10 protein-coding genes, 1 tRNA gene and 9 pseudogenes are annotated in these 22,353 nt (G+C 69.0%); 13 read left to right on the top strand and 7 right to left on the bottom strand.

The genetic code is table 11. The annotated features are described in order from the left end of the window. Window positions 1-105: 105 nt before the first annotated feature. The 8 genes from LIU39_RS34925 (at window position 106) to LIU39_RS14595 (ending at window position 12,990) form a co-directional block, all read left to right on the top strand. Complete coding sequence (locus tag LIU39_RS34925; RefSeq protein ID WP_264482777.1) at window positions 106-234, top strand: hypothetical protein; 129 nt, start codon at window positions 106-108, stop codon at window positions 232-234. Window positions 235-349: 115 nt separating this feature from the next. Then, window positions 350-3,592 (top strand): lantibiotic dehydratase, encoded by a 3,243-nt coding sequence (locus LIU39_RS14625; RefSeq protein WP_227047130.1) that lies wholly within the window; start codon window positions 350-352, stop codon window positions 3,590-3,592. Continuing rightward, window positions 3,589-4,806: a lanthionine synthetase C family protein gene (locus tag LIU39_RS14620; RefSeq protein WP_227047129.1), complete on the top strand. Its 1,218-nt coding sequence runs from the start codon at window positions 3,589-3,591 to the stop codon at window positions 4,804-4,806. The genes LIU39_RS14625 and LIU39_RS14620 overlap by 4 nt, the downstream gene beginning before the upstream one ends. A 400-nt stretch (window positions 4,807-5,206) precedes the next feature. Next, window positions 5,207-6,829, top strand: a complete 1,623-nt coding sequence (locus LIU39_RS14615; protein WP_227047128.1) for a BCCT family transporter — start codon at window positions 5,207-5,209, stop codon at window positions 6,827-6,829. A gap of 372 nt (window positions 6,830-7,201) precedes the next feature. Then, window positions 7,202-8,185: an ABC transporter permease gene (locus tag LIU39_RS14610; protein WP_227047127.1), complete on the top strand. Its 984-nt coding sequence runs from the start codon at window positions 7,202-7,204 to the stop codon at window positions 8,183-8,185. A 1-nt stretch (window position 8,186) separates the two neighbouring features. Then, window positions 8,187-9,140, top strand: a complete 954-nt coding sequence (locus tag LIU39_RS14605; protein ID WP_227047126.1) for an ABC transporter permease — start codon at window positions 8,187-8,189, stop codon at window positions 9,138-9,140. Next, window positions 9,137-11,224 (top strand): dipeptide ABC transporter ATP-binding protein, encoded by a 2,088-nt coding sequence (locus LIU39_RS14600; RefSeq protein WP_227047125.1) that lies wholly within the window; start codon window positions 9,137-9,139, stop codon window positions 11,222-11,224. Before LIU39_RS14605 ends, LIU39_RS14600 begins: the two co-directional genes overlap by 4 nt. 92 nt (window positions 11,225-11,316) lie before the next feature. Next, on the top strand, window positions 11,317-12,990 hold the full coding sequence (locus LIU39_RS14595; RefSeq protein WP_264482776.1) for an ABC transporter family substrate-binding protein: 1,674 nt from the start codon (window positions 11,317-11,319) through the stop codon (window positions 12,988-12,990). Window positions 12,991-13,189: 199 nt separating this feature from the next. Here LIU39_RS14595 and LIU39_RS14590 read toward each other — a convergent pair. Then, window positions 13,190-14,019 (bottom strand): annotated as a pseudogene (locus tag LIU39_RS14590) (IS5 family transposase). Between LIU39_RS14590 and LIU39_RS35570 the strand changes: the two are divergent. Beyond that, a pseudogene (locus LIU39_RS35570) lies at window positions 14,008-14,241 on the top strand (helix-turn-helix domain-containing protein); the annotation flags it as partial. The pseudogenes LIU39_RS14590 and LIU39_RS35570 sit on opposite strands and share 12 nt — an antisense overlap. Before the next feature lie 738 nt (window positions 14,242-14,979). Here LIU39_RS35570 and LIU39_RS14580 read toward each other — a convergent pair. The 4 genes and pseudogenes from LIU39_RS14580 to LIU39_RS14565 all read right to left on the bottom strand — a co-directional run. Then, window positions 14,980-15,547: pseudogene (locus LIU39_RS14580) on the bottom strand (IS630 family transposase); the annotation flags it as partial. Window positions 15,548-15,580: 33 nt separating this feature from the next. Next, window positions 15,581-15,982 (bottom strand): annotated as a pseudogene (locus tag LIU39_RS14575) (integrase core domain-containing protein); the annotation flags it as partial. A 56-nt stretch (window positions 15,983-16,038) separates the two neighbouring features. Then, window positions 16,039-16,173 (bottom strand): annotated as a pseudogene (locus LIU39_RS14570) (IS630 family transposase); the annotation flags it as partial. 68 nt (window positions 16,174-16,241) lie between these two features. Continuing rightward, window positions 16,242-16,982, bottom strand: a complete 741-nt coding sequence (locus tag LIU39_RS14565) for a hypothetical protein (RefSeq protein ID WP_227047124.1) — start codon at window positions 16,980-16,982, stop codon at window positions 16,242-16,244. Between the two features lie 302 nt (window positions 16,983-17,284). Between LIU39_RS14565 and LIU39_RS35565 the strand changes: the two are divergent. The 3 pseudogenes from LIU39_RS35565 to LIU39_RS14550 form a co-directional block, all read left to right on the top strand. Next, window positions 17,285-17,693, top strand: a pseudogene (locus LIU39_RS35565) (transposase); the annotation flags it as partial. A 267-nt stretch (window positions 17,694-17,960) separates the two neighbouring features. After that, window positions 17,961-18,310 (top strand): annotated as a pseudogene (locus tag LIU39_RS14555) (transposase); the annotation flags it as partial. 90 nt (window positions 18,311-18,400) lie between these two features. Next, window positions 18,401-19,666: pseudogene (locus tag LIU39_RS14550) on the top strand (IS701 family transposase). Between the two features lie 409 nt (window positions 19,667-20,075). Here LIU39_RS14550 and LIU39_RS14545 read toward each other — a convergent pair. Beyond that, on the bottom strand, window positions 20,076-20,432 hold the full coding sequence (locus tag LIU39_RS14545) for a transposase (protein ID WP_227047123.1): 357 nt from the start codon (window positions 20,430-20,432) through the stop codon (window positions 20,076-20,078). Window positions 20,433-20,799: 367 nt separating this feature from the next. Here LIU39_RS14545 and LIU39_RS14540 point away from each other — a divergent pair. Further along, window positions 20,800-21,410 (top strand): annotated as a pseudogene (locus tag LIU39_RS14540) (transposase); the annotation flags it as partial. Between the two features lie 523 nt (window positions 21,411-21,933). On the opposite strand, the gene LIU39_RS14530 reads toward LIU39_RS14540, so the two are convergent. After that, window positions 21,934-22,007, bottom strand: a tRNA-Gly gene (locus tag LIU39_RS14530). Window positions 22,008-22,353 lie beyond the last annotated feature (346 nt).

The raw sequence follows: 22,353 nt of genomic DNA, 5'->3' as shown, positions 1-22,353 counted from the left end.
GCAGCACAGGGGAGTTCGCCGGAATGTGCCGGGTTTTCCGGCCTGCGGTGTGTCATTTCCCCGCTGTGCACCACCCCTCCCATTTCCCACGACAGGAGAGCTGAAATGCCTACCGCCATGCTGGAAGACTTCGACCTCGACATCCGCGAGCTCATCGCCGAGCCCGAGGCCGGCAACGAGGACACCGACGCCAAGGCCGAGACGACCTCGGTGATCACCTTCATCTGCCACTGATCCGGCAGTTCCGGGGCCCGTCGGTGTGCGGCCGGCGGGCCCCGGCCCTTGACCACGTCGCCGGTAGCAGGGCGCGGCGCGTCGGCCCCGCGCCGGAGGTGAGGAGCGCCCGAAGGTGTCCCAGCAGTCCTACTTCCAGGCCGCCGGCATCGGTATGCTGCGCGCCCCGGTCCACCCGGTGCACGCCGCCCGTCTCGCCCTGCCCGCCCCGGACCCCGGGGCGGACGAGGCCGCCGGGCTGACCGCCGCGCTGCGCACGCTGGCGGCCGACCCGCTGGTCCGCGAGGCCGTGGAGGTCTCCAGCCCCTCCCTGGCCGGCCTGCTGCGCCGGGTGCTCGACGCCGGGCAGGACGCGAGCCTCGTGCAACTGCGCCGCGCGGTACGGGCGTTGGCCTCCTACCGGCTGCGGATGAGCACCCGCGCCACCCCGTTCGGGCTGATGGCGGGCGTCGCCCCGGTGCGCTTCGCCGGACCGGGCGAGCCGCCGAAGGTGCGCTTCGGCGCTGCGCACCGCCGGGTGGTGCGCCCCGACCGCGAGTGGCTGACCGGCCTCGTGGCCGCCTGGGAGCGGCGCCCCGGTGTGCTGCACGCACTGCACGTGGTGGCCAACGCGCTGTGCCGGGTGCGCGGCGGACGGCTGGTGCTGCCGTACGTGCCGCAGTCCGCCCAGGAAGAGGGCGCGGACGGCGGCGCGCGCACCGTCCAGGAGGTGAGCCTGCGGCATTCGGCCGTGGTCGCGGCCGTCCTGGAGCTGGCCCGCCGCCCGGTGTCCGGCGCGGAGCTGGCCCAAAAGCTGCTGGCGCGGTTCCCCGGCGCGACCGCGGAGGCGGTGGACGGCGTACTGGTGCAGCTGGTCGGCAAGGAGATCCTGCTGACCGATGCGCGGCCGCCGCTGGAGGAGACCGACCCGCTCGGACACGTGCTGCGCGTCTGTGCCGGGGTCTCCCCCCAGGCGCTCCCGGAACGTGCGGAACTCATCGCCATACAGGAAGAGCTGGCGCAGTACGCGGCCTCCCCGCTCGGTGGCGGTGCGGCCCTGGAGAAGGTCACCGCGCGGATGCGGGGCCTGTACGAGCGGCCCGACCTGCTCCAGGTCGATCTCGCGCTGGACGCCGAGGCGCGGCTGCCCGCCGGCGTCGCCGAAGAGGCCGCCCGCGCCGCCGACCTGCTGTGGCGCCTGGCCCCCGACACGGCGGGCCCCGAGCACCTGCGCGAGTACCACCTGGCGTTCCTGAAGCGCTACGGCACCGACCGCCTCGTGCCGCTGACCGAACTGCTCGACCCGGACACCGGCCTGGGCGCACCGGCCGGCTACCGGCGGCCGCCCAGTCCGCGCACCGCCCCGCCCGCCACACCGGACGCGGCACGCGACCGCGTCCTGGCCGAACTGGCCCAACAGGCCCTCTTGACAGGCGAGTCCGAGGTCGTACTGCACGACGACCACCCCGCCGTACGCCTCCTCGCCAAGGACGGCGGCAGGCCCCCGGAGTCGCGGGAGGTGGGAGCCCACCTGCTGGCCGCGGACACCGACGCGCTGGCCCGCGGCGACTTCCGGCTCGTGCCGGCCAACGGCTCCCGGCAGGCCGGGGCGCTGCTGGGCCGGTTCGGCTACCTGCTCGGCGAGGGCGCCGACGCCGAACTCGCCGCACTGGTACGCGCCGAGGACGGGGATGGCCACGGTGATTCCCTGCGCGCCCAGGTCGCCTTCCGCCCCGGCAGGTCGCGGGTCGGCAACGTCGCGCAGGTGCCGCAGTGGCTGGACCGCCTCCTGCCGGTGGGCTGCTTCGCCGACCCCGACGACCCCACGGTGCTCGACCCGCGCCACCTGTCCGTACGCGCCGACCGGGACGGGCTCCAGCTGGCCGACGCCGCCACCGGCCGCCGGGTGGACCCCGCCGTCTTCCACATGCTCAACCCGAAGTGGGACCTGCCCAACGCGGCACGCTTCGTCTGCGAGATCACCGCGAGCGGGCGGCGCCGCTGGCAGATGTGGCACTGGGGCGGCGCCGAGATCCTGCCCCACCTGCCACGGGTCCGCTACGGCCGCACCGTGCTGAGCCCGGCACGCTGGCGCCCCGACACCCCACTCCGCGCCGCAGAGCCCTCGTTCGCCCAGTGGTGGGAGACCTTCCGCGACTGGCAGCAGCGCTGGCGCGTCCCCGACCGGGTGCAGGTCGGCTGGGCGGACCGCTTCGTCTCCCTCGATCTGACCCTGCCGGGCCACCCGCAGCTCCTGCGGCACGAGCTGCTGCGCACCGACCAGGCCGAGCTGCGCGAGACCCCCGCCGACGCCGCCGGGCTCCCCGACGGCTGGCTGCACGGGCCCGATGGCCCGCACCACGCCGAGGTGGTCATCCCCCTGCGCAGCGCCCGAACGAAAGACCCCGGTCCCCGCCAGGCCCCGCCCGCCGCCGTACCGGCCCCGCGCCGTCCCGCCCCCGCGCGCCCGCCCGGCACCGTGCACCTGCCGGGCGGCGAGTGGCTCCAGGTCTGCCTCTACACCCCCGCCGAGCGGCACGAGGAACTCCTCGCCGCCCATCTGCCGCCGTTGCTCGGCCAGTTGCCGGACCAGGTCGACCGCTGGTTCTTCCTGCGCTACGAAGACGCCGCGGGCCCGCACCTGCGGCTGCGCTTCCACGCCCCGCAGGACGTGCTGGCGCGGGACCTGCTGCCCCTCCTGCACGAGAGGGCCACGGCACTGCACACGGGCGGCCTGACCGGCCGCGTGGTGTGGGACAGCTACGACCCGGAGCTGGAGCGCTACGGCGGCCCCGAGGCCATGGCCGCCGCCGAGCGGGTCTTCCACGCCGACAGCGTCGCCGTCCTGGAACACCTGCGGCGCCGCTACGCCCGCCAGGACGGCACCGAACCCCTGCTGCTCGCGGCCGCCGGCTTCGCGGACCTGGCCCGCGCCTTCCACCTGCCGGCCGAGGGCGGCGAGGCCGACACCCACGCGCCGGGACGTGACCGGGCACAGGACCTGGCCCAACTCCCCGGCGGCGCGGCCTGGTTGCTGCGGACGATCCCCAAGGACGAGGAGCTGCAGCGGACCTTCCGCCGGCACCGCCGCCAGGCCCTGCCCCTGGTCGACCCGTACCGCGCCGGCCCTGGCCCCGCCGCCGACGCGCCGCTGCGCGCCCTGTGGGACCACCGCGCGGAGGAGACCGCCCGCTACGGGCACCTCCTGCGCGGCCTCGGCAGCCGCTCCTGGTCCGACCCCGACCACGTACTCAGCTCCCTGCTGCACATGCACCACAACCGCCTGACCGGCGCCGACCGGGACGCCGAACGCCTCGCCCACGCCGTCGCCCGCGGCGCCACCCAGGCACACACCGATCGCATCCGGCACACCCGGTGACGCCCACGGGTCCGCTGCGCGCCCGCGCCGCCGAGGCCGCGGCCGAGATCGCCGGACGGCTGGCCGACCCCGAACGCACCGCCGCGACCGCCCCGGCCTGGTCCCCGCTGAGCCTGGACGCCGGGCACCCCGGCCTCACGCTGCTCTTCGCCGAACTCGCCCACCACGAGCCGGCGTTGCGGCCCGCGGCCCACGCCCACCTGGCCGCCGCGGCCGCCCACCTGCCCGGCCCGGCCCGCCCCGGCCTCTACCACGGCGTCCCGGCACTGGCCTTCGCCGCCCACACCGCCAGGCAGGCCCCGCAGCACTACGCCGGTCTGCTCGGACGCCTCGACCCCGTACTCGACGCCGCCCTGCACCGCGCCCTCAAGGAAGAACGCACCCGCCTCGCCCAGAACCGCGCCGGAGTGCCCTGCTCCCGGTACGACCTGATCAACGGCGTCACCGGACTGACCAGGCTGCTGCTGGCACGGCAGGCCACACACCAGGGGGCCCTGTCCGAAGCGCTGGCCTACCTGGTCCGCCTCACCCGCCCGCTGACCCTGCACGGCAGGCCGGTACCGGGCTGGTGGTCGCCCGCAGGACCCGACGGCAGCCCCGACCCGGCATTCCCCCGCGGCCACGTCAACTTCGGCCTGGCACACGGCATCAGCGGCCCCCTCGCGGTCCTGTCGGCCGCCCTCCTCGCCGGCGCCTCCACCCCCGGACTACGCCGAGCCGTCTCCGGCCTCGCCCAGGAACTGCTCACCCGACGCACCACGGGGGGCGGCTGGCCCGCACTGATCCCCCTGGAGCGGTACGGCACCCCGCCGCCCCCGCCCGGCCGCAGCGCCTGGTGCTACGGCACCCCCGGCACCGCCTGCGCCCTTTACCGCGCAGGCCAGGCCCTCCAGCGCCCCGACCTCCAGCAGACCGCGGTCGACGCCCTCGCCACCGACCTCGACCACCCCCGCCGCGTGACGGACAACCCCCTCTGCCACGGCCGCGCCGGCCTCCTCCTCATCACCCACACCCTCGCCACCTCCAGCCACGACCCCCGCCTGACCACCCACCGCGACACCCTCGCCACCCAACTCCTCACCGACCACGCCCACCGCCCCGCCGACAGCCCCGGCCTCCTCACCGGCACCGCAGGCATCGCCCTGGCCCTCCACGCCTTCGCCACCGACAAGCCCCCCGCCAGCGGCTGGGACAGCGCACTCCTTCTGCGCTGACCGTCGCGCCGGCCCGTCCGCCCGTACGTCCGGCAAGATCCCCTGTCTCGGGGGAGAGACCTCTGTGGTGGGGCCGTCTGCAGCTCCTCGCCCGGAACGATCCGGCCCGCATTCTCCTCGCGGATTTCCCCGGACTGCCGGACGGGCCGTGCTCGGCGAGACGGAGTGATCCTCGTCAAGCGCCGCGCCCTTTTCATGGCGCAGATCCGCAGGTCGGAGTGGCCGTCGAGGGGTTTGGGGTGACTGTCCGGAATTTGACCACATCGCCCCATGGGTAGCAGCCTTCCCTGCGACCCGCGCACCGAGCGGTCCTGCGTCCCGTGAGCGCGTGCGTCCTTGCGGTGCGTCATGCCCGCTGCGCGATCGACCCCGCGCGAATGCCCCCTGAGCAAGGAACCTCATGCCGACTTCCCCTGCCCGAATCGCCACCGACGCGGCCGCCCCCACCGGGAGGGAGCCGGCCGCGGACAGCGGCGACGGGTGCCATACGGCGGCCACGCCGCCTCCCGGAGACCGCGGACGCACCGACATCCCGGTGCTCGCCGTCAGCGGCGGGCTGCTCATCGCCTTCGTCCTGGCCGCGCTGATCGCGCCCACGGCCACGGGCGACGCGGTGGCCGCCGTCTTCGCCTTCGTCGCGCGCTGGTTCGGCCCGCTGTGGCAGGTGCTGCTGCTCGGCACGTTCGGCGTCGCGCTGTGGCTGGGTTTCTCCCGGTACGGGAAGGTGCGGCTGGGCGGTGCCGGGGCGCGCCCGGAGTACGGCAGGTTCCAGTGGGTCGCGATGATCATGTCGACGCTGCTCGCGGGCGGCGGCGTCTTCTTCGCCGCCGGCGAGCCCGTGCAGCACTACGTCGAGACGCCCCCGTTCTACGACGGCGTCAAGAGCGGCACCCAGCAGGCGGCGAATGCGGCGCTCTCCCAGAGCTTCGCGCACTGGGGCTTCCTCGCCTGGGCCGTACTCGGCACCCTCGCCTCGATCGTGATGATGCGGGGCCAGGAGCGCGGCATGCCGCTGCGCCCGAGGACGCTGCTGTACCCCTTCCTCGGTGAGCGGATCCGGCACTCCCGGCTGGGAGCCGCTGTCGACATCGTCTGCGTCATCGCCGTGGTGGCCGGGACCGTCGGGCCGATCGGCTTCCTCGGACTCCAGGTCTCCTACGGCCTCTCCAAGGTGTTCGGCATTTCCGGCGGCTACCCGGTGCAGCTCGGCGTCATCGTCCTGCTGACCGTCGTCGCCGTCCTGTCCGTCGCCAGTGGCGTCAACCGCGGCATCCAGTTCTTCAGCAAGGCCAACATCTGGCTCGCGGTCGCCCTGATGGCCGTCTTCCTGGTGCTCGGCTCGCTCGGCTTCGTGCTCGATTCCTTCCTCGGCGGATTCGGCCAGTACGTGCGGGACTTCGTGCCGCTGGCGCTCAACCGGGGCGACCACGCGTGGCTCGGCTCCTGGACGGTCTTCTTCTTCGGCTGGTTCCTCGGCTACGGGCCCCTGATGTCCATCTTCGTGGCGCGCATCTCCAAGGGCCGTACGGTGCGTGACCTCGTGGTCTCCACCGCGGTCATCCCGCCGCTGGCCACCATGTTCTGGTTCACCGTGTTCGGGGGCACCGGCATCTTCCTGGAACAGCAGAGCCCCGGCGTCATCTCGGGCCCGCTCAAGGCCGTCGGCATGGACGCCGCCGTCATCTCCATGGCCGAGCAGCTCCCGATGGGCGCTGTGGTCGCGGTCGCGCTGCTCCTGCTGACCATCACGTTCGTGGTGACCACCACCGACTCGATGTCGTACAGCATCGCCGCCGCCGGAACGAAGTTCGGCGAACCCACCCGTGCGGTCCGCGCCTTCTGGGCCCTGCTCATGGGCGCGGCGGCCGCGGTGCTCATCCTCGTCGGCGACGGCGGCATCACCGCGCTGCAGTCGTTCATCGTCATCACGGCCGTGCCCGTCGGCTTCATCATGCTCCCGACGCTGTGGACCGCTCCGCGCATGGCCAAGGAGATGGCCCGGGAACAGGGCATCATCCCGTAGTGAATTCAGCACACCCATAAGGGAGTTGATGGGAGTTGAGTGACGAGGCAATGTGTGGGGCGGATCGGAATATTCTCCGATAGCGCGGCGGCCTAAAGCCGGGGCTGGATCCGGCACGGCTTCTCTCCTGCAATGCAGGCACGCGTCGTCCGAGGTCAGGTCGGGGAACTGACTATTTGCTACAGCGGCATGTCAGTCTCGTGGCGGAAATGGCCGAGATCTGGTGCCGTCACCGGAGTGCGGACCAGACTGAAGATCGCACGTTTGTGCTGGTATTCCGTCTCTCCAGAAAGCTCCGCGGCGCATGCATACGTCCCTCAGACCCGGCGCCTCCTCGGCGCGCCCCGTGCGTGGAAAGAGGAGGTGCCGGGCGTGCTGCGCTATGTGACGCGCAAGGCGACAGGGTGGCTCCTGATGATCGTGGTCGCGACGAACGCGACCTACTTTCTGGCCAGTTGGTTCCTGGACCCGCGGTCGAATTTCAAGGAGCTGCGGCCCGTACGGAGCGAGATCCAGATCGACCGGGCTCTCGCTCCGTACAACCTGGACCCGCAGGTGCCGATCGTGCGGCGGTGGTGGGACTGGCTCACCTCTGTCGTCCTCGACTTCGACTGGGGAAAATCCCCCACCGGCGTCTCCGTCAACGGGGAAATCGGCTACCGGTCCCTCGTCAGCGCGGAGTTGGTCGTCATCGCGACGATTCTGTCCGTGGTGATCGGCGTCATGCTGGGTGTCTACACGGCATCGCGGCAATACGGCTGGGCCGACCGGATTTCCCAGGCCGTTTCCATCGCGGTGTTCAACATTCCGACGTCCGTCGCCGCGCTCGCCGTGGTCTTCGTCGCCATCTGGCTGAACCAGCACGCCGGGCTGCACTTCCTCTACGTCGCCGGGGAGAACTCACCGAACGTCGAAGGGCTGCTCCCGACGATCGGGGACCGCCTCCTGCACCTGATCCTCCCGACCCTGACGCTGACCCTGATGGGGTACGTCGGATATCACCTGACGCAGCGTTCCCTCCTGCTCGACACGATCAACGCCGACTTCGTCCGCACCGCCCGCGCCACCGGGCTCACCCGGGCCCAGGCGATCCGCAGGCACGCGCTGCGGACCGCGCTCATTCCGACGGCGACATCCGTGGCGTTCAGCGTCCCGGCCCTCTTCACCGGCGCCGTCATCACCGAGACGATCTTCGGCTGGAACGGCATGGGCCGCTACTTCATCCAGACCATCAGCAAGAACGACGTGCACGGCACGGTCGCGACAGCCGCCTTCGCGGCCGCCCTGACCGCGGTCGGCGCGATTCTCGCGGACATCGCCACGGTCTTCCTCGACCCGAGAGTGAGAGTGAGCTGACGTGGCGACAGACGTGACCTACGGCGCCCCGTCCGGCGCGGCGGCCGACCGACCGCCGGAAGCGGCGCCCCCTGCGTGGAAGAACGGCCGGAACCTCGGCCTCGGCCGGCTCTACCTGCGGCGCTTCCTGCGCAACCGCCTCGCGGTCGCCGGCGTGGTGATCTTCGTCCTGCTGGTGCTGTTCAGCGCGTTCGGCGGCCTGTTCACGCCGTACACCCACTCCGACGCGGACTTCGCCGCACTCACTCAACCGCCGAGCGCCGCCCACTGGTTCGGCACCAACCAGGGCGGCAACGACGTCTACGCCTCCGCCGTGCACGGACTCCAGCGCTCCCTGGTGATCGCCGTGAGCGTCTCCGTCCTGACCATCGTCGTCGCCGCGGTCATCGGCTCCGGCGCCGCGTACTTCGGAGGCCGGGTCGAGCGGGCGACGCTCGCCGTCATCCACTTCCTGCTCGTCGTCCCCTCGTTCCTCATCCTCGCCCTGGTCTCCCACCGCCTGGCCGGCGACTGGCGGGTCCTCATCGTCGTCCTGACGGTGTTCGGCTGGATGTCCACGGCCCGGGTGATCTGGTCCGTCTCGACCTCACTGCGCGAACGGGACTACGTGACGGCCGCCGAGTTCATGGGCGTCGGCGCGCTGCGCATCATCCTGCGCCATCTCATCCCCAACCTCGGCTCGCTCCTGATCGTCAACCTGACGCTGGGTGTCGTCGCGACCGTACTGAGCGAAACCGCCCTGTCCTTCCTCGGATTCGGCGTCCAGACCCCGGACGTCTCCCTCGGCACGATGCTCGCGGACGGCGCGAGCACCGTCACGAGCGCCCCCTGGCTCTTCGCCTTCCCCGCGGGCCTGGTCGTCCTGCTGACCGTGTCGATGACCTTCATCGGCGACGGACTGCGCGACGCCCTGGACCCCACATCCGTGACCGGCGCCGCTGGAGGCCGACGATGACCCGTGCGACGACCCGGCCCAGGACATCCCTGCCGACCGGCACCCCCGCCCCCGTGCTCTCGGTGCGGGACCTGCGGATCTCCTTCCCCTCCGAGTCCGGGCCCGTCGAGGCGGTGCGCGGCGTCAGCTTCGACCTGCTGCCGGGCCGCACCCTCGGCGTCGTCGGCGAGTCCGGCTCGGGCAAGTCGGCCACCGCGATGGGCATCATGGGCCTGCTGCCGCCCTCCGCCGGCCTGCGGGGCCAGGTGCTGCTCGGCGGACGCGACCTGGCCGGCCTCGGCGACAAGGCGCTCTCCGACGTACGCGGCAAGTCCATCGGCATGGTCTTCCAGGACCCGCTGTCCGCACTCACGCCGATCTTCTCCGTGGGCAGACTGCTCGCCGACACCCTGCGGATCCACCAGGACCTGACGAAACGGGCAGCCTGGGAACAGGCCGTCGAACTGCTCGATCTCGTCGGCATCCCCGACCCGCGCAACCGGGCCGGATCCTTCCCGCACGAGTTCTCCGGCGGCATGCGCCAGCGCGTCGTGATCGCCCTGGCCATCGCCAACAAGCCGTCCGTTCTCGTCGCCGACGAGCCCACCACCGCCCTCGACGTCACCGTGCAGGCCCAGATCCTCGACGTCCTGCGACTGGCGCAGAAGGAGACGGGCGCCGGTCTCGTCCTCATCACCCACGACCTCGGGGTCGTCGCGGGACACGCGGACGACATCGCCGTCATGTACGCGGGCCGCTTCGTGGAACGGGCCGGTGTGGACGAACTGTTCCGCCGGCCGGTCATGCCGTACACCGCGCGGCTGCTCGCCGCCGTGCCGACCGTGGACAGCGGTGTCCACCGGCCGCTGGCCCCGATCGGCGGGGAGCCGCCCGCGCTCGTGGACCTCCCGGCCGGCTGCCCCTTCGCGAGCCGGTGCGCCGTCGCGCTCGACGCGTGCCGGGCCGCCGAACCCGAGCTGCGCGGGATCACCGGGCACGGCGATGTGGCCTGCCTGCGCGCCGACGAGATAGCCGACGGATCGCTGGATCCGGCCGGGACCGTCACAGGCGATGCCCAGGAGCCCCACTCCGGCCGCGCCGCGACCGGCGACGTGGTGCTCCGTGTCGAGGACCTCGTCAAGACCTTCCCCGTCACCAAGGGCGCCGTCCTCAAGCGCCGGGTCGGGACGCTGCACGCCGTCAACCGGGTGAGCTTCGAGCTGCGGGCCGGGGAGACCCTGGGCCTGGTCGGCGAGTCGGGCAGCGGCAAGACCACGACACTGCTGGAGATCCTCCGGCTCAAGCAGCCCGAGGGCGGCCGGATCGAGATCGCCGGCACCGACGTCGGTGCGGTCGGATCGGCCGCGCGGATACGGGAGTTGCGGCGGGACGTACAGATCGTCATGCAGGACCCGCTGGACGCCCTGGACCCGCGGCTGCCCGTCTTCCAGCTGCTCGCCGAACCCCTGCAGGCCATCGGGCGGGACCGCGAGTCGATCCGCTCCCGTATCCGTGAACTGCTGGCCCTGGTCGGCCTGGACGAGGCGGTGAGCGACCGCTTCCCGGCCGCTCTCTCCGGCGGCCAGCGCCAGCGGGTCGGCATCGCCCGCGCCCTCGCGACGGAGCCCAGACTGCTCGTCCTCGACGAACCGCTCTCGGCCCTCGACGTGTCGGTGCAGGCCGGGGTGATCAACCTCCTGGCCCGGCTCAAGCGCGAACTCGCCCTCGCCTACCTCGTGGTCGCCCACGACCTGGCCGTGGTCCGGTACATCTCCGACCGCATCGCGGTGATGTACCTGGGCCACATCGTCGAGACCGGCGACACCGAAACGCTCTTCTCCGATCCGAAGCACCCGTACACCCGCGCGCTGCTGTCCGCGATCCCGGTGCCCGATCCGCAGCGCGAACGCGCCCGGGAACGCGTCGTCCTGGAGGGCGAGCAGCCGAGCGCGACCCGGGTGCCCGCGGGGTGCGTCTTCGTGGACCGCTGCCCGCTCCACCGCCTCGCCGACGAGGAAGTGCGCCGGCGCTGCCGCACGGAACGCCCCGCGCCGGTCGACGTGGCCGGGCAGCCCGGCCACCAGTACGCCTGCCACGCCGTCTGAGACCACTCCGGCCTTCCGCGGTCCGGACATCCCGGCCCGCCACCAAGCTGCTTCCCTCCCCGCTCCACCGAACCAGAAGGAACCCTTTCGCCATGCGCGCACGGCTGGTCCTCCCCGTTGCCCTCGTCGCCGCCATCTCCGTCGCCGCCACCGCGTGCCAGTCCCCCGGCAAGGACGCGGCAGGGCCGGACAAGAACCCCAAGGCCGCATCCGCCGCCGTCGACTACAACCCCCAGCCGTACGACAAGATCAAGGACGGTGGCACCTACACCACCGCCGGGACCTTCGACGACCAGGGCAACCCGTTCAACGTCAATGCCACGCTGACCGCGTCCCGGGTCTGGGGCTGGTACAACGCCGACGCGATCACGTACGCGCCGACCGGCGAGGTGCAGTACAACCCCGACTACTACAGCGACGTGAAGGTCACCGTCGAAGGCGGCGACCAGAAGGTCACCCTGACGATCAACCCGAAGGCCACCTTCAACGACGGCACCCCGATCGACTGGACGGCGATCAAGGCCACCTGGAAGGCCAACAACGGCTCGGACAAGGACTTCGCCGCCTCGTCCACGGACGGCTACGACCGGATCACCTCGGTCGAGAAGGGCGCCGACGCCAAGCAGGCCGTCATCAACTTCAAGGGCGTCAACGCCTCCTGGCCGACCCTGTTCACCACCTTCCTGCACCCCAAGGCCGCCACCGTCGGCAACTTCAACAAGGCGTACGTCAAGAAGGCCCACCCGGAGTGGGGCGCGGGCCCGTACACGGTCGGCACGTGGGACACGCACTCCGGCAACATCACCTTCGTCCGCAACCCGAAGTGGTGGGGCAAGAAGGGCAAGCTCGACAAGCGCGTGTACGTCAACCTGGAGTCGACGGCGGCGGTCAACGCCTTCAAGAACGGCCAGCTCGACTACACCTCAGCCGTCGACGCGGAGAGCCTCAAGCAGATCAAGGGCCTCAAGGGCACGGAGATCCGCAGCGGCGGCAGCCCCTTCGAGTACTCGCTCCACCTCAACACGAAATCCTCGATCCTCTCGGAGACGGCCGTCCGCAAGGCCATCGTGGAGAGCATCGACCGCCCGCAGATCGCGAGAATCCAGTTCCAGGGACTCGACTACAAGGAGCCGCTGCCCGGCTCCGCCGTCCTCTTCAGCTTCCAGAAGGGCTACGAGGACAACGTGTCGGCCGTGCTGAAGCACGCGCCGGACGAGGCCGCCAAGACGCTCGACGCGGCGGGCTGGAAGCCCGGGGCGGACGGCATCCGCGTCAAGAACGGCAAGAAGCTCGAAGTCGGCTACACGCTCCTCGGCGACGACCCGCTGGGCAAGGCCACCGCCGGCGCCTTCGCCGCCATGCTGAAGCCCGTCGGCATCCACCTCGTCATCAAGAAGGGCGACGACGCGGACTTCGCCAAGATCATCAGTGACCGCAGGTTCGACCTCTTCCTCTCGGGCAACCGCTCCATGGACCCGTTCGGCGCCCGCTACCTGTGCGACTTCTACTGCTCGGACCGCGACGCCAACATCACCGGCTCCGGCACACCGGCCCTGGACAAGGAAGTCCGCGCCACCACCGAGATCGCCGACCTCGGCAAGCAGGCCGCAGCCGTCAACAAGGTCGAACAGAAGGCACTCCAGCAGTACGCCTTCCTGCCGCTCTACAGCGGCCCCTCGACCTACGGCGTCAAAAAGGGCCTCGCCAACGTCGGCGCAACCATCTTCTACACCCCCCTCCCGGAAACGGTCGGCTGGCAGAAGTAACCCACCCGGCCCGGGGCACACACGAACCCCGGCCCGCCCCCACACCACGGGAGCGGGCCGGGGGCTCCGGCATCGACTCACCTCCCGACCAGCAACAAAGCACCGGACCACAGAGGCGAATTCAAGGGGTCGTGGCAACACCGCGTCCGTAGGGAGTTGCAGTGGACTTCGAGCGCGGCCTAGGAGTTGTCTTCAAATGTCACGCCCACATCAGGAGCGATGCGAGGGTGATGGCTGCTTGGTAGGACTCGGCGGTCTTGTCGTAGCGGGTGGCGATTCCGCGCCATTGCTTCAGGCGGTTGAAGCAGCGTTCGATCACGTTGCGCTGCTTGTAGAGCTGTTTGTTGAAGGCCGGCGGGCGCCCGCCGTGGCTGCCGCGCCGGATCCGGTTGCGGATCTGATCGGCGCGTTCGGGGATGGTGTGGGCGATGCCTCGGCGTCGGAGCCAGGTGCGGATGGCCTTGGAGCTGTAGCCCTTGTCGCCCAGGACGTGGGCCGGCCTGATTCGGGGCCGTCCTGGGCCGGTGCGGGGCACTCGTATCGCCTCCATCACGGCAGTGAACTGGGTGCAGTCGTTGGAATTGCCGCCGGTGACGGTGAACGCCAGCGGGCGGCCACGTGCATCGCAGGCCAGGTGAATCTTGCTGGTCAGGCCGCCTCGGGACCGTCCGAGTCCGGGACTTTGGAGCCCCCTTTTCGGGCCCCTGCGGCGTGCTGGTGGGCGCGGACCACGGTGGAGTTGACCGACACGAGCCAGTCGATGTCCCCGGCAGCATCCGACCTCGCCTGGGCCGCCCGCAGCATCCGCTCGAACGTGCCGTCCAACGCCCACCGACGAAACCGGGTGTGCAGCGTGGCCCAGGGACCGTACCGCTCGGGAACATCCCGCCAGGCCGTACCGGTCCGGAACTTCCACACGATCCCGTTGAGCACGACGCGGTCATCCAACCGCTTCCTGCCCCGCAACGACACCGGCAACAACGGCCGGACGAACTCCCACTCAGCATCAGACAGTTCATGGCGACGTATCACCCCACCATGATCCACCACGCGAGATCATTTGAAGACACCGCCCAGGCCGCGGCCCGTGCCGTCAGAACGGCGAAGACGCGGTTGATCGAGGTCCGCGGCGACTCCCGGTATCTCGGCGAGGACGAGCGGATACACATCGCCGACCGGCTGCGGGAGAAAGCCACCGTCCGTGCGATCGCGGCCGAGCTTGGCCGCAGCCCGTCCACCATCAGCCGGGAGATCCGCCGCAACCAGCACCCCGTGAACGGCCAGTACCGGCCGCACGTAGCGCACGCCCGCGCACGGACCCGGCGGCCCCGTCCCAAGAGCGGGAAGATCGCAGCGTGTCTGCTGCTGCGTGACACCATCCAGTCGTGGCTGGGGCTGAAGTGGAGTCCCGAGCAGATCAGCCGGAGCCTGCGCCTGCACTTCCCCGACCAGCCGGAGATGCACGTGTCGCACGAGACGATCTACCAGGCCCTCTACGTCCAGGGGCGAGGCGAACTCCGCCGCGAACTCACCAAGGCCCTGCGGACGGGCCGCACCCTCCGCAAGCCTCAACGCCGTCCTGACCAGCGCGTTCCGCGATACCCGGCACCGATGCTTGGACCTGGGCCTTCTCGTCGACGCATAACACCACGGCCTTCTCAGGCGGGTGGTGATACAGGCCGACGACATCGGCGACTTTTGCGACGAACCTGCACCGACGCTAAGCCAGCCATTTCCTGGCCTCCACCGGCATTGCCTGCGCCTTCATCTGCTACTGGGGACTAACTAATTGAGATGAATTGTAAACCCGCGTCAGCGGCACGATGATAAAGAATCGGTGTAGGCGATGAGGGAAAGGCGAGGATATACCTATGATATCGAATAATCCGGGATCTTTCCCTGGTGAAAGGCCCTGGCAGTCCCCTCATGTGGCCACGAAAGAGGTACGCACGCTTGTTACTGAGGTTGAACTCGTTATATCGCCTGTGTTCAGGGGTTTATGGTCAGGCTGGTCTCAGCGAGGCAGCCGTTTATGAGGTCGGCGTGGTACTTGATGTGTCGTAGGCCGCGTCGGATGCGCTGGGTGAGGTGCTCGGGGGTGGTGAAGGCGACATTGGATAGCCACCCGCGCCGCAGCAGGGACCAGATCCCTTCGACGGGGGTTGAGGTCGGGCGCGTAGGGCGGCAGGTAGTGGACGGTCAGCCAGTCCCGGGATGCGGCGAACTCCCGCAGCCCGGCAGCTTTGTGGACATTGAGGTTGTCCGAGACGAGTACGATCGGGCCGCCGAGTTGTTGGTGTGCGGCGATCAGCAGGTCTCGGTAGTCGCGCCAGGAGAAGCTTTTGCGTTCGTCGCGTCGTCCGTCGTCCCTGCGCGGCCGGTAGATCAGCCGGGATCCGCGGCCGGGTTTGTAACAGGTCAGCGCGGCGATAGATATCCGTCTGCGCGAGCGGCCGCGCACCCTCACGACCGGCGTCCGGCCCCGCTGCGACCAGGTCTTGGCGTGCGGCGGTGTCATGGAGAAGCCGGCCTCATCTTCGAAGACGAGCCAGGCCTCAGGGCCTTGGCCCTTGATCGTGGACACCGATTGTCATGCGGCAGTGGCTGGCGTAAGTGATCGTTGCTCGAAGGCGATCGGGCTGATCTGGCCGAGTCGGGAGTGCCTTCTTCGGGTGTTGTAGCGGGTTGCCCAGCGGAAGACCGCGAGCCGGGCCTCGCGCGCCCCGGTCCACCGCTTCTTCCCCCGCAGCGTCTCCCGTTTCAGGGATGCGTGCAGCGATTCCGCGGCGGCGTTGTCCGCGCTGGTGCCCACCGCACCGCGTGACCTGTCCACACCGAGGTCCTCGCAGACCTGGGCGAACCGGTCTTGACCCGAGACAGCGTCCACCATTGAGCCTCCCAACCGTGCGCGGCCGGTCCCTTGGCCAGCTCCGCCGCCAGCTGCGCGAACTGCTTCTCGCTCAGCCTCGGCAGTGATACCGGCCCCTGCGATCGCAGAGCCCGCGGACCGCCCTCGTCCCACGCCTGCTGCCATCGCTGCACCGACCGGACACTGACGCGTAGTTCCCTCGCGGTCAGCCAGCTCGCCTCGCCCCGGGCGAACCGCTCGGCTGCCTGGAGCCGTAACTCCTCGCGGAACTGCAGCCGTTCGGCGGTCAGCCTGCCTCCTTGTGGATACCGCATGTCCGTGGTGATATCGCAGGAGCCACGAGCCATCAGCCCCTACGACATCACGAGTTCAAACTAAGTAACTACTCGGAGAACCTGATACGAACAGGTTTAGGCACCGGTTCACCCTTCTGAAGGCGCAGCGTCTTCACCGGTTTGTTTGCGACCCATGCGTTCCAAGCCTTGATGTAGATGCCCACATGGGCTCTTGTGTTTGTTCTGCGTTGCGACCTCTGTCCTCGCATTTGCTGCATGGCCTTGATGAATGCGAGCCTGGGGTCGACGGGGCCGAGATTTGCGCCAGAATATAGGCCATCCAGCCATTCTCCAGTTGGAGTCTCTGGTGCCGCCTCTCGTGTTAGAAAGTAAGCCGTAGCTCCGGCGGTCGGAATCATAGTAGTGCAATTTCCAAGATTCCTTCCGGTTCGCACGGCATCACGAAATCCGTCAGGGTTCTCACGGAAGATTTCCATGAGCTCATTGTTGGTGATACGGGACTTAGAGCCAGCCCATGCCCCAGAAGGCATCGTACGCAGCAAGTGTACGTGGCGGATCGTGGCGGCCAGGAGCATCGTGTCCTTCTCACCTGCCAGGGTGAGGACGTCCCCGCCGCTTCTCCGCTTTCCTGTGTCCAGAACAGTGAATGTCTCGGGTGGCACATCTTCAAACACGAACATCTCGACCGGAACCTCGGCGCGGATAATCGCTAGGAGGCGATGCTGGCCATCCAAGAGTTTTCCATCCTCGATGGTTCCATCCAGCGCGATACCTTGATGCGTGAGCTGAAAATCTCCGTTCGAGATCTGTTGCGTGATCATATTCACGACTCCGCTGTCCGGAGTTCGGTTTCGATCATTCCGGCGCAAGATCTCCTGTGCAAGTTCTGGAGTTATCAGAACCACTCGAGCGCGCGGGACTAGAGGGAGAGTGTCCTTATTCATTACCTCAGAGCTTCTACTAAGCAGCCGCCAAGGGCCAGCTCGCGACACCTGCTTAGCCCGAATGAGTGAAGCGAAGGATCGTCAGGTGACGCCGAAGGCTCACCAGATGCCCTCATCGACTCTTTGAATGCTCCGTTACTCATGCCGCGCACGTGTATTCGGCCATCCGGTGCTTCCAAGCCTGGGGTCGTCCGTGGCGAGATCACCGGCAGGCGATCAAAAGGGTGCCGTGGCGCCTGAGGGCGGGTGCGCCGTGGTGCGATCTGCCCGAACGGTATGGGCCGTGGCAGACGGTCCATGAGTGGTTCGTCTGTTGGGAGGAGGATGGGACCTAGGCCCGGCTGCTGGAGCGGATCCAGGTGCGGGACGACAGCGTCGTTGCGCTGGGGTGGACTGTGTCGTTCAGCTCCGCCGTCATCCGCGCACACAGCAGGCTGCCAGGGCTTCGCAAAGAGGGGGGACTGTGCGGGGGATGAACTGGAAGATCCAGCACGCGCGGCGTCTGGTGAGGCGCTCGGCAGGTCCCGGGGCGGGCTAACCACCGAGGGCCTAGTCTGCGAGGGCCGGGGATCTCCAAGGTCTACGACCACGACCACCTGCGTCGGTGGCTCCGTGGGCGAGGCATCGGCCATCGCGTCGTGCGTATAGAGGTCGACTGGTCCGTCTCCTGGCTGAGTGGGAGCCGCCGCTTCGCCAAATGAACATCTTAGTTAGTACTGCAACGACACTTCGTGGCGTTTTGGCTGTCACGTCGTTGATTGTTGCGTGGGTGAAGAGATAACTGACGGCTGGTCAGGTGCGTTCGATGACTTCGTGGCGAGGTTCGCGGGCCAGTTCGGCCGGGTGGAGCCTCGGCGATGGATGGTGTCCTACCTGCGGGGACTGCTCAGTGAGACGGAGCGGAAGAACGGCTGGACCCTGGCGGAGGCTGCCGGGGACGACGGCCCTCAGGGCATGCAGCGTCTGCTGAACCACTGCCTATGGGACGTGGACGCTATGCGTGATGACGTCCGCGACGCAGTGGTGGAGCACCTCGGGGATCCCGAGCGGGGAATCCTTATTCTCGATGAGACGGGATTCCTTAAAAAAAGGGGGTCCGGTCGACGGGCGTGGCCCGGCAGTATTCAGGAACGGCCGGGCGGATCGAGAATTCTCAGGTGGGCGTCTTCCTGGCGTATGGATCAGGGAAGGGTCGGGCGCTGATCGACCGCTTCTGCCCGGCCGGGACTCCACTAGTAGGGCTTGGTCAGGTTCATGGGCTGGTGGCGTGTCTTCTTGATGGGTTGTGTCGTTGTTCGGGTGTGCTGGGTGGGGAGTTGGCTGCGGTCCGGTGTGATCTGGAGGACTTCGCGGCGGAGATGTTCGAGGCGTTCGCGCGGGTGGATCAGCGTCGGTGGGGCGGGGTCTATCTGCGGGGGCTGTTGCAGGAGGGGCGTCGCAAGTCGGTGGAGCCGATGGCGGCACGGCTGGGCGAGGACGGCAACCGGTAGGCCCTGGCCCACTTCATCACCTCCAGTCCGTGGGACGCGGCGCATGTGCGGGCCCGTCTGGCCTGGCGGATGCAGCCGGTGATCAGGCCAACGGCGCTGGTCATTGACGACATCGGGTTCCTCAAGGACGGGGATGCGTCGGCGTGTGTGACCCGGCAGTACACCGGCACCGCGGGCAAGGTCACCAACTGCCAGGCCGGGGTCTCGCTGCACCTGGCGTCCGACGGTGCCTCGGCGGCGGTGAACTGGCGGCTGTTCCTGCCTGGCAGCTGGGATCCCGCCTCGCCGAAGGCCGATCCGGCCAAGGTTGCCCGACGCAAGCAGTGTGCGATCCCTGCCGAGGTGGGCCATGTCGAGAAGTGGCAGCTGGCCCTGGACATGATCGACGAGACGCGGTCCTGGGGCCTCGACGTGCCCCAGGTCATCGCCGACGGCGGCTACGGGGACACCGCTGCCTTCCGGCTCGGACTGGAAGAGCGCGGTCTCGACTACGTGGTGGGCATCTCGACCACGATCACCGCCCAGCCCGAGCGGGCACGGCCGTGCACCCCGCCCCGCAGCGGCCGGGGACGACAACCGGTGCCGGCCTACCCGGAGCCGGCGCAGAGGGTGAAGAGCCTGGTCATCGCGTCCGGCAAGTCCTCTGCGCGGTCGGTGCAGTGGCGCGAGGGCTCACGGCCCGGCTCCGGCCGCAGCGGCCACAAGCGGATGTATTCCCGCTTCGTGGCCCTGCGGATCCGGCCCGCTGGACGCGAGGTCCGCAAAGCCGCGGACGGAGCCGGGCTTCCGGTGCGCTGGCTGCTGGCCGAATGGCCCGCCGACCAGGACGAGCCCGTGCAGTTCTGGCTCTCCAACCTGCCCGAGACCACCCCGCTGCCTGTCCTCGTGCGCACCGCGAAACTCCGCTGGCGCATCGAGCACGACTACCGCGAGATGAAACAGGCCCTGGGCCTGGCCCACTTCGAAGGCCGCACCTGGCCAGGCTGGCACCACCACGTCACCCTCGTCTCGGCCGCCCACGCCTTCTGCACCCTGCAACGGCTGACCCGGTCCCCAAAAGAGACGGCGCCGGCCTGAGCCTCCACCGAGTCACCCGAGAACCGCAGTTACTTCTCGCAGCCTGGACCGGCGCCTGCCCCACCTGCCACCACAACATCCCCGACCCCGCACCAACCCGACCAAGCACTACTAGAAGAACTCGCGCAAATCGCGGGATGGTCGAGGAATGTTTCCAGACCGCGAAGAACGAGACCGGACTTGACCACTATCAGATCCGCGACTACACCGCATGGTACCGACACATAACCCGCAGCCGTCGCGGTCCGCACGGGGAGCGGATGGCGGGGATGCCGAGGACCAGGCTTGAACGCCTGGCTGTCGTGCAGGTTCGCACCGGACACTGCGACGGCCAGCGGCAGGCCCTGGGCCTCGGACAATACCTGTAGTTTGCTGCCCTTCTTGCCGCGACCAACCGGGTTCGGGCCGGTCAGAGTGCCCCCCTCGCCCGCACCGACGCGGCATCGACAATCGCGGACGTCCAGTCCAGCTCACCTCTGACACCGAGCTCATCCAGCACTGCCCGGTGCAGCCGCCGCCACAGCCCCGCCTCGCCCCACGCAGTGAACCGGCGGTGCGCGGTGGCCGGCGAGATACCGAACGACTCCGGCAGATACCGCCACGCACACCTGCTCGCCAGCACGTACACCACAGCCGTGAACACCGCCCGCTCATCCACCGGAGCAGTACCTCCGCCCTGCGGACGGGATGCGAACCTCGGCAACAACGGAGCCGTCAACTCCCATAGGCCGTCCGGAACAAGCCGACGCGACAGATCAACCCTCACGATGCAGCATCATGCCGCACCAGCGAACCACCACGTGAGACCCTCTCAGCCACGACTTACTCCGCCTTGAAGACGCAGGAATGTCGCTACGTGGTGAGGGGGCGAGGGGTAGCCGGTGAGACGTGCGAGAAGTTGGCCGCCTTGGACTCGGTGGATGCGGTAGTCGTCAAAGGGGGCGCCGCCGGTGTCAACTGCTATGGGCTTAGGGGTGATAGAGAGCACCACGAACCCTGGCGTTCGAAGCGGCTGACGTGGAGGGAAGTGTACTGGCGACGCAGGCGGGGCGGACGTTGACGGTGTGGGCGCATAGTGGACAGAGGATGGGTGTGCGGTCGCGTTGTCGTCGGTCGGCCCGGTGATGGCCGGCTGGTGCCTGCCGCTGGCGAAACGGGTGTTGCTAGCGGCCGTGTATTACCGTACGAACCTCACCCTTCGGCATCTGGCGCCGCTGTTCGGGATCTCGCCGGCAATGGTGTGCCGGGTGATCCAGCGGCTGCGTCCTCTCCTCGCCCTCGAGCCTGCTTCCCGTCCCTCCACTACGCCGGACTGCTTGTGGATCGTGGACGGCACTTTGATCCCGATCCGTGACCGCAAGGTGGGCGTCCCCTCACGAAACCACCGGTTCTCGGCGAACGTGCAGGTCATCATCGGCTTCGATGCACTCCTGGTCGTTGCCGCCGCCCGGCCGGCCCGGGAAAGCGGGCCGATGTCCAGGTCTGGCGGAACTCCGGCCTTACCTAATACAGCGAAGGCGTCACTATTCTCGAGGACGAGGCCTATATCAATACCGGCCTCGTCGTCCCGCACTGCAAACGCCCCGGACGTCGCTTGCTGCCCAAGAGGTTGACAACGCCGTACACCGCAGGTGTGAACCCGCGCCGAGCACACCTTCGCCCGTATGAAGCACTACAAGATCCTCCGCGGCTGCGCCAGCGCGGCAGCGGTCACCGCCACGTCGTCCAGGCCGTGGCCCACATGCCCTTACGCCCCAGTTCATGCACTTGGAAGGCACGCCCGGCCAGCGCATCGGCGTCTACACCGCCGCACCGGGCACGCCAGACCGCGACGCCCTGCTCCTACTCGGCATGACTGCACCTAAGCCGAATTCGCCCACCGAGCCGTCGAACTCAGGAACGTCCAACTCGCGGCCCTGGCACCACGAACACTCGGATATTCCGCAGCTTCTGACAGTCGGGCTTACCGACAGCTGAAGTGTCCTGAGAACAGGGGCGACGAGAGGGTGGCCCTGCCCTCGCCGTACCTGTCCAGGCCATCGCGACGCCAGGTGGGATTCGCAAGCGCGTCGGCGCTGCCCGCCTAGCGCAATATGTCGCAGCTCACAGGGAATTCATCTCGCGATTCGAGGTGACGGGTAATCAACTCACCTGGGGAGGGGTCTCGAGGGCTAACTCGGCCCGGTAGTCGTTCCGTTGTGGCACGCGACCCAAAATCGGTCCAGACAACAAACAAGCCCCAGGCCACCGACCTGGGGCTTCACATATGGAGCGGGTGACGGGAATCGAACCCGCGCTCTGAGCTTGGGAAGCTCATGTTCTACCATTAAACTACACCCGCGTAGGACCGCCCGAATTGAGGGCGATGCAGCTTCCCACACTCTACCCCATGACTCGATCGCGGTGTGTCCGGCCCGTGCAGAGGCGGGTGTGGTGCGGGGGGTGAGGGGGTGGCCTCGGGGGTGGGATGTGGCTGCGGGGCGCGGGAGTTGGGGCGTACGGTGGGGCGGCGGAGTGCCGCGTGAAAGGGCGCCCGGTTCATCCCCTAATGTGGCTTTCGTTGTCCACGCAGTTGGGAGAGGACTTGATGGAGCGCACCGTCGTACGTTGTGCCGAGGGCCACGTGTTCAGCACCGCTTCGTTCCCGATGCAGACCACCGACCGGCTCGGTCCGGGGCGGCTGTTGC

The sequence above is a fragment of the Streptomyces pinistramenti genome, from assembly GCF_020564935.1.
In the GTDB taxonomy this organism is placed as follows: domain Bacteria; phylum Actinomycetota; class Actinomycetes; order Streptomycetales; family Streptomycetaceae; genus Streptomyces; species Streptomyces pinistramenti.
This window is presented reverse-complemented; position numbering and strand designations above follow the sequence as displayed.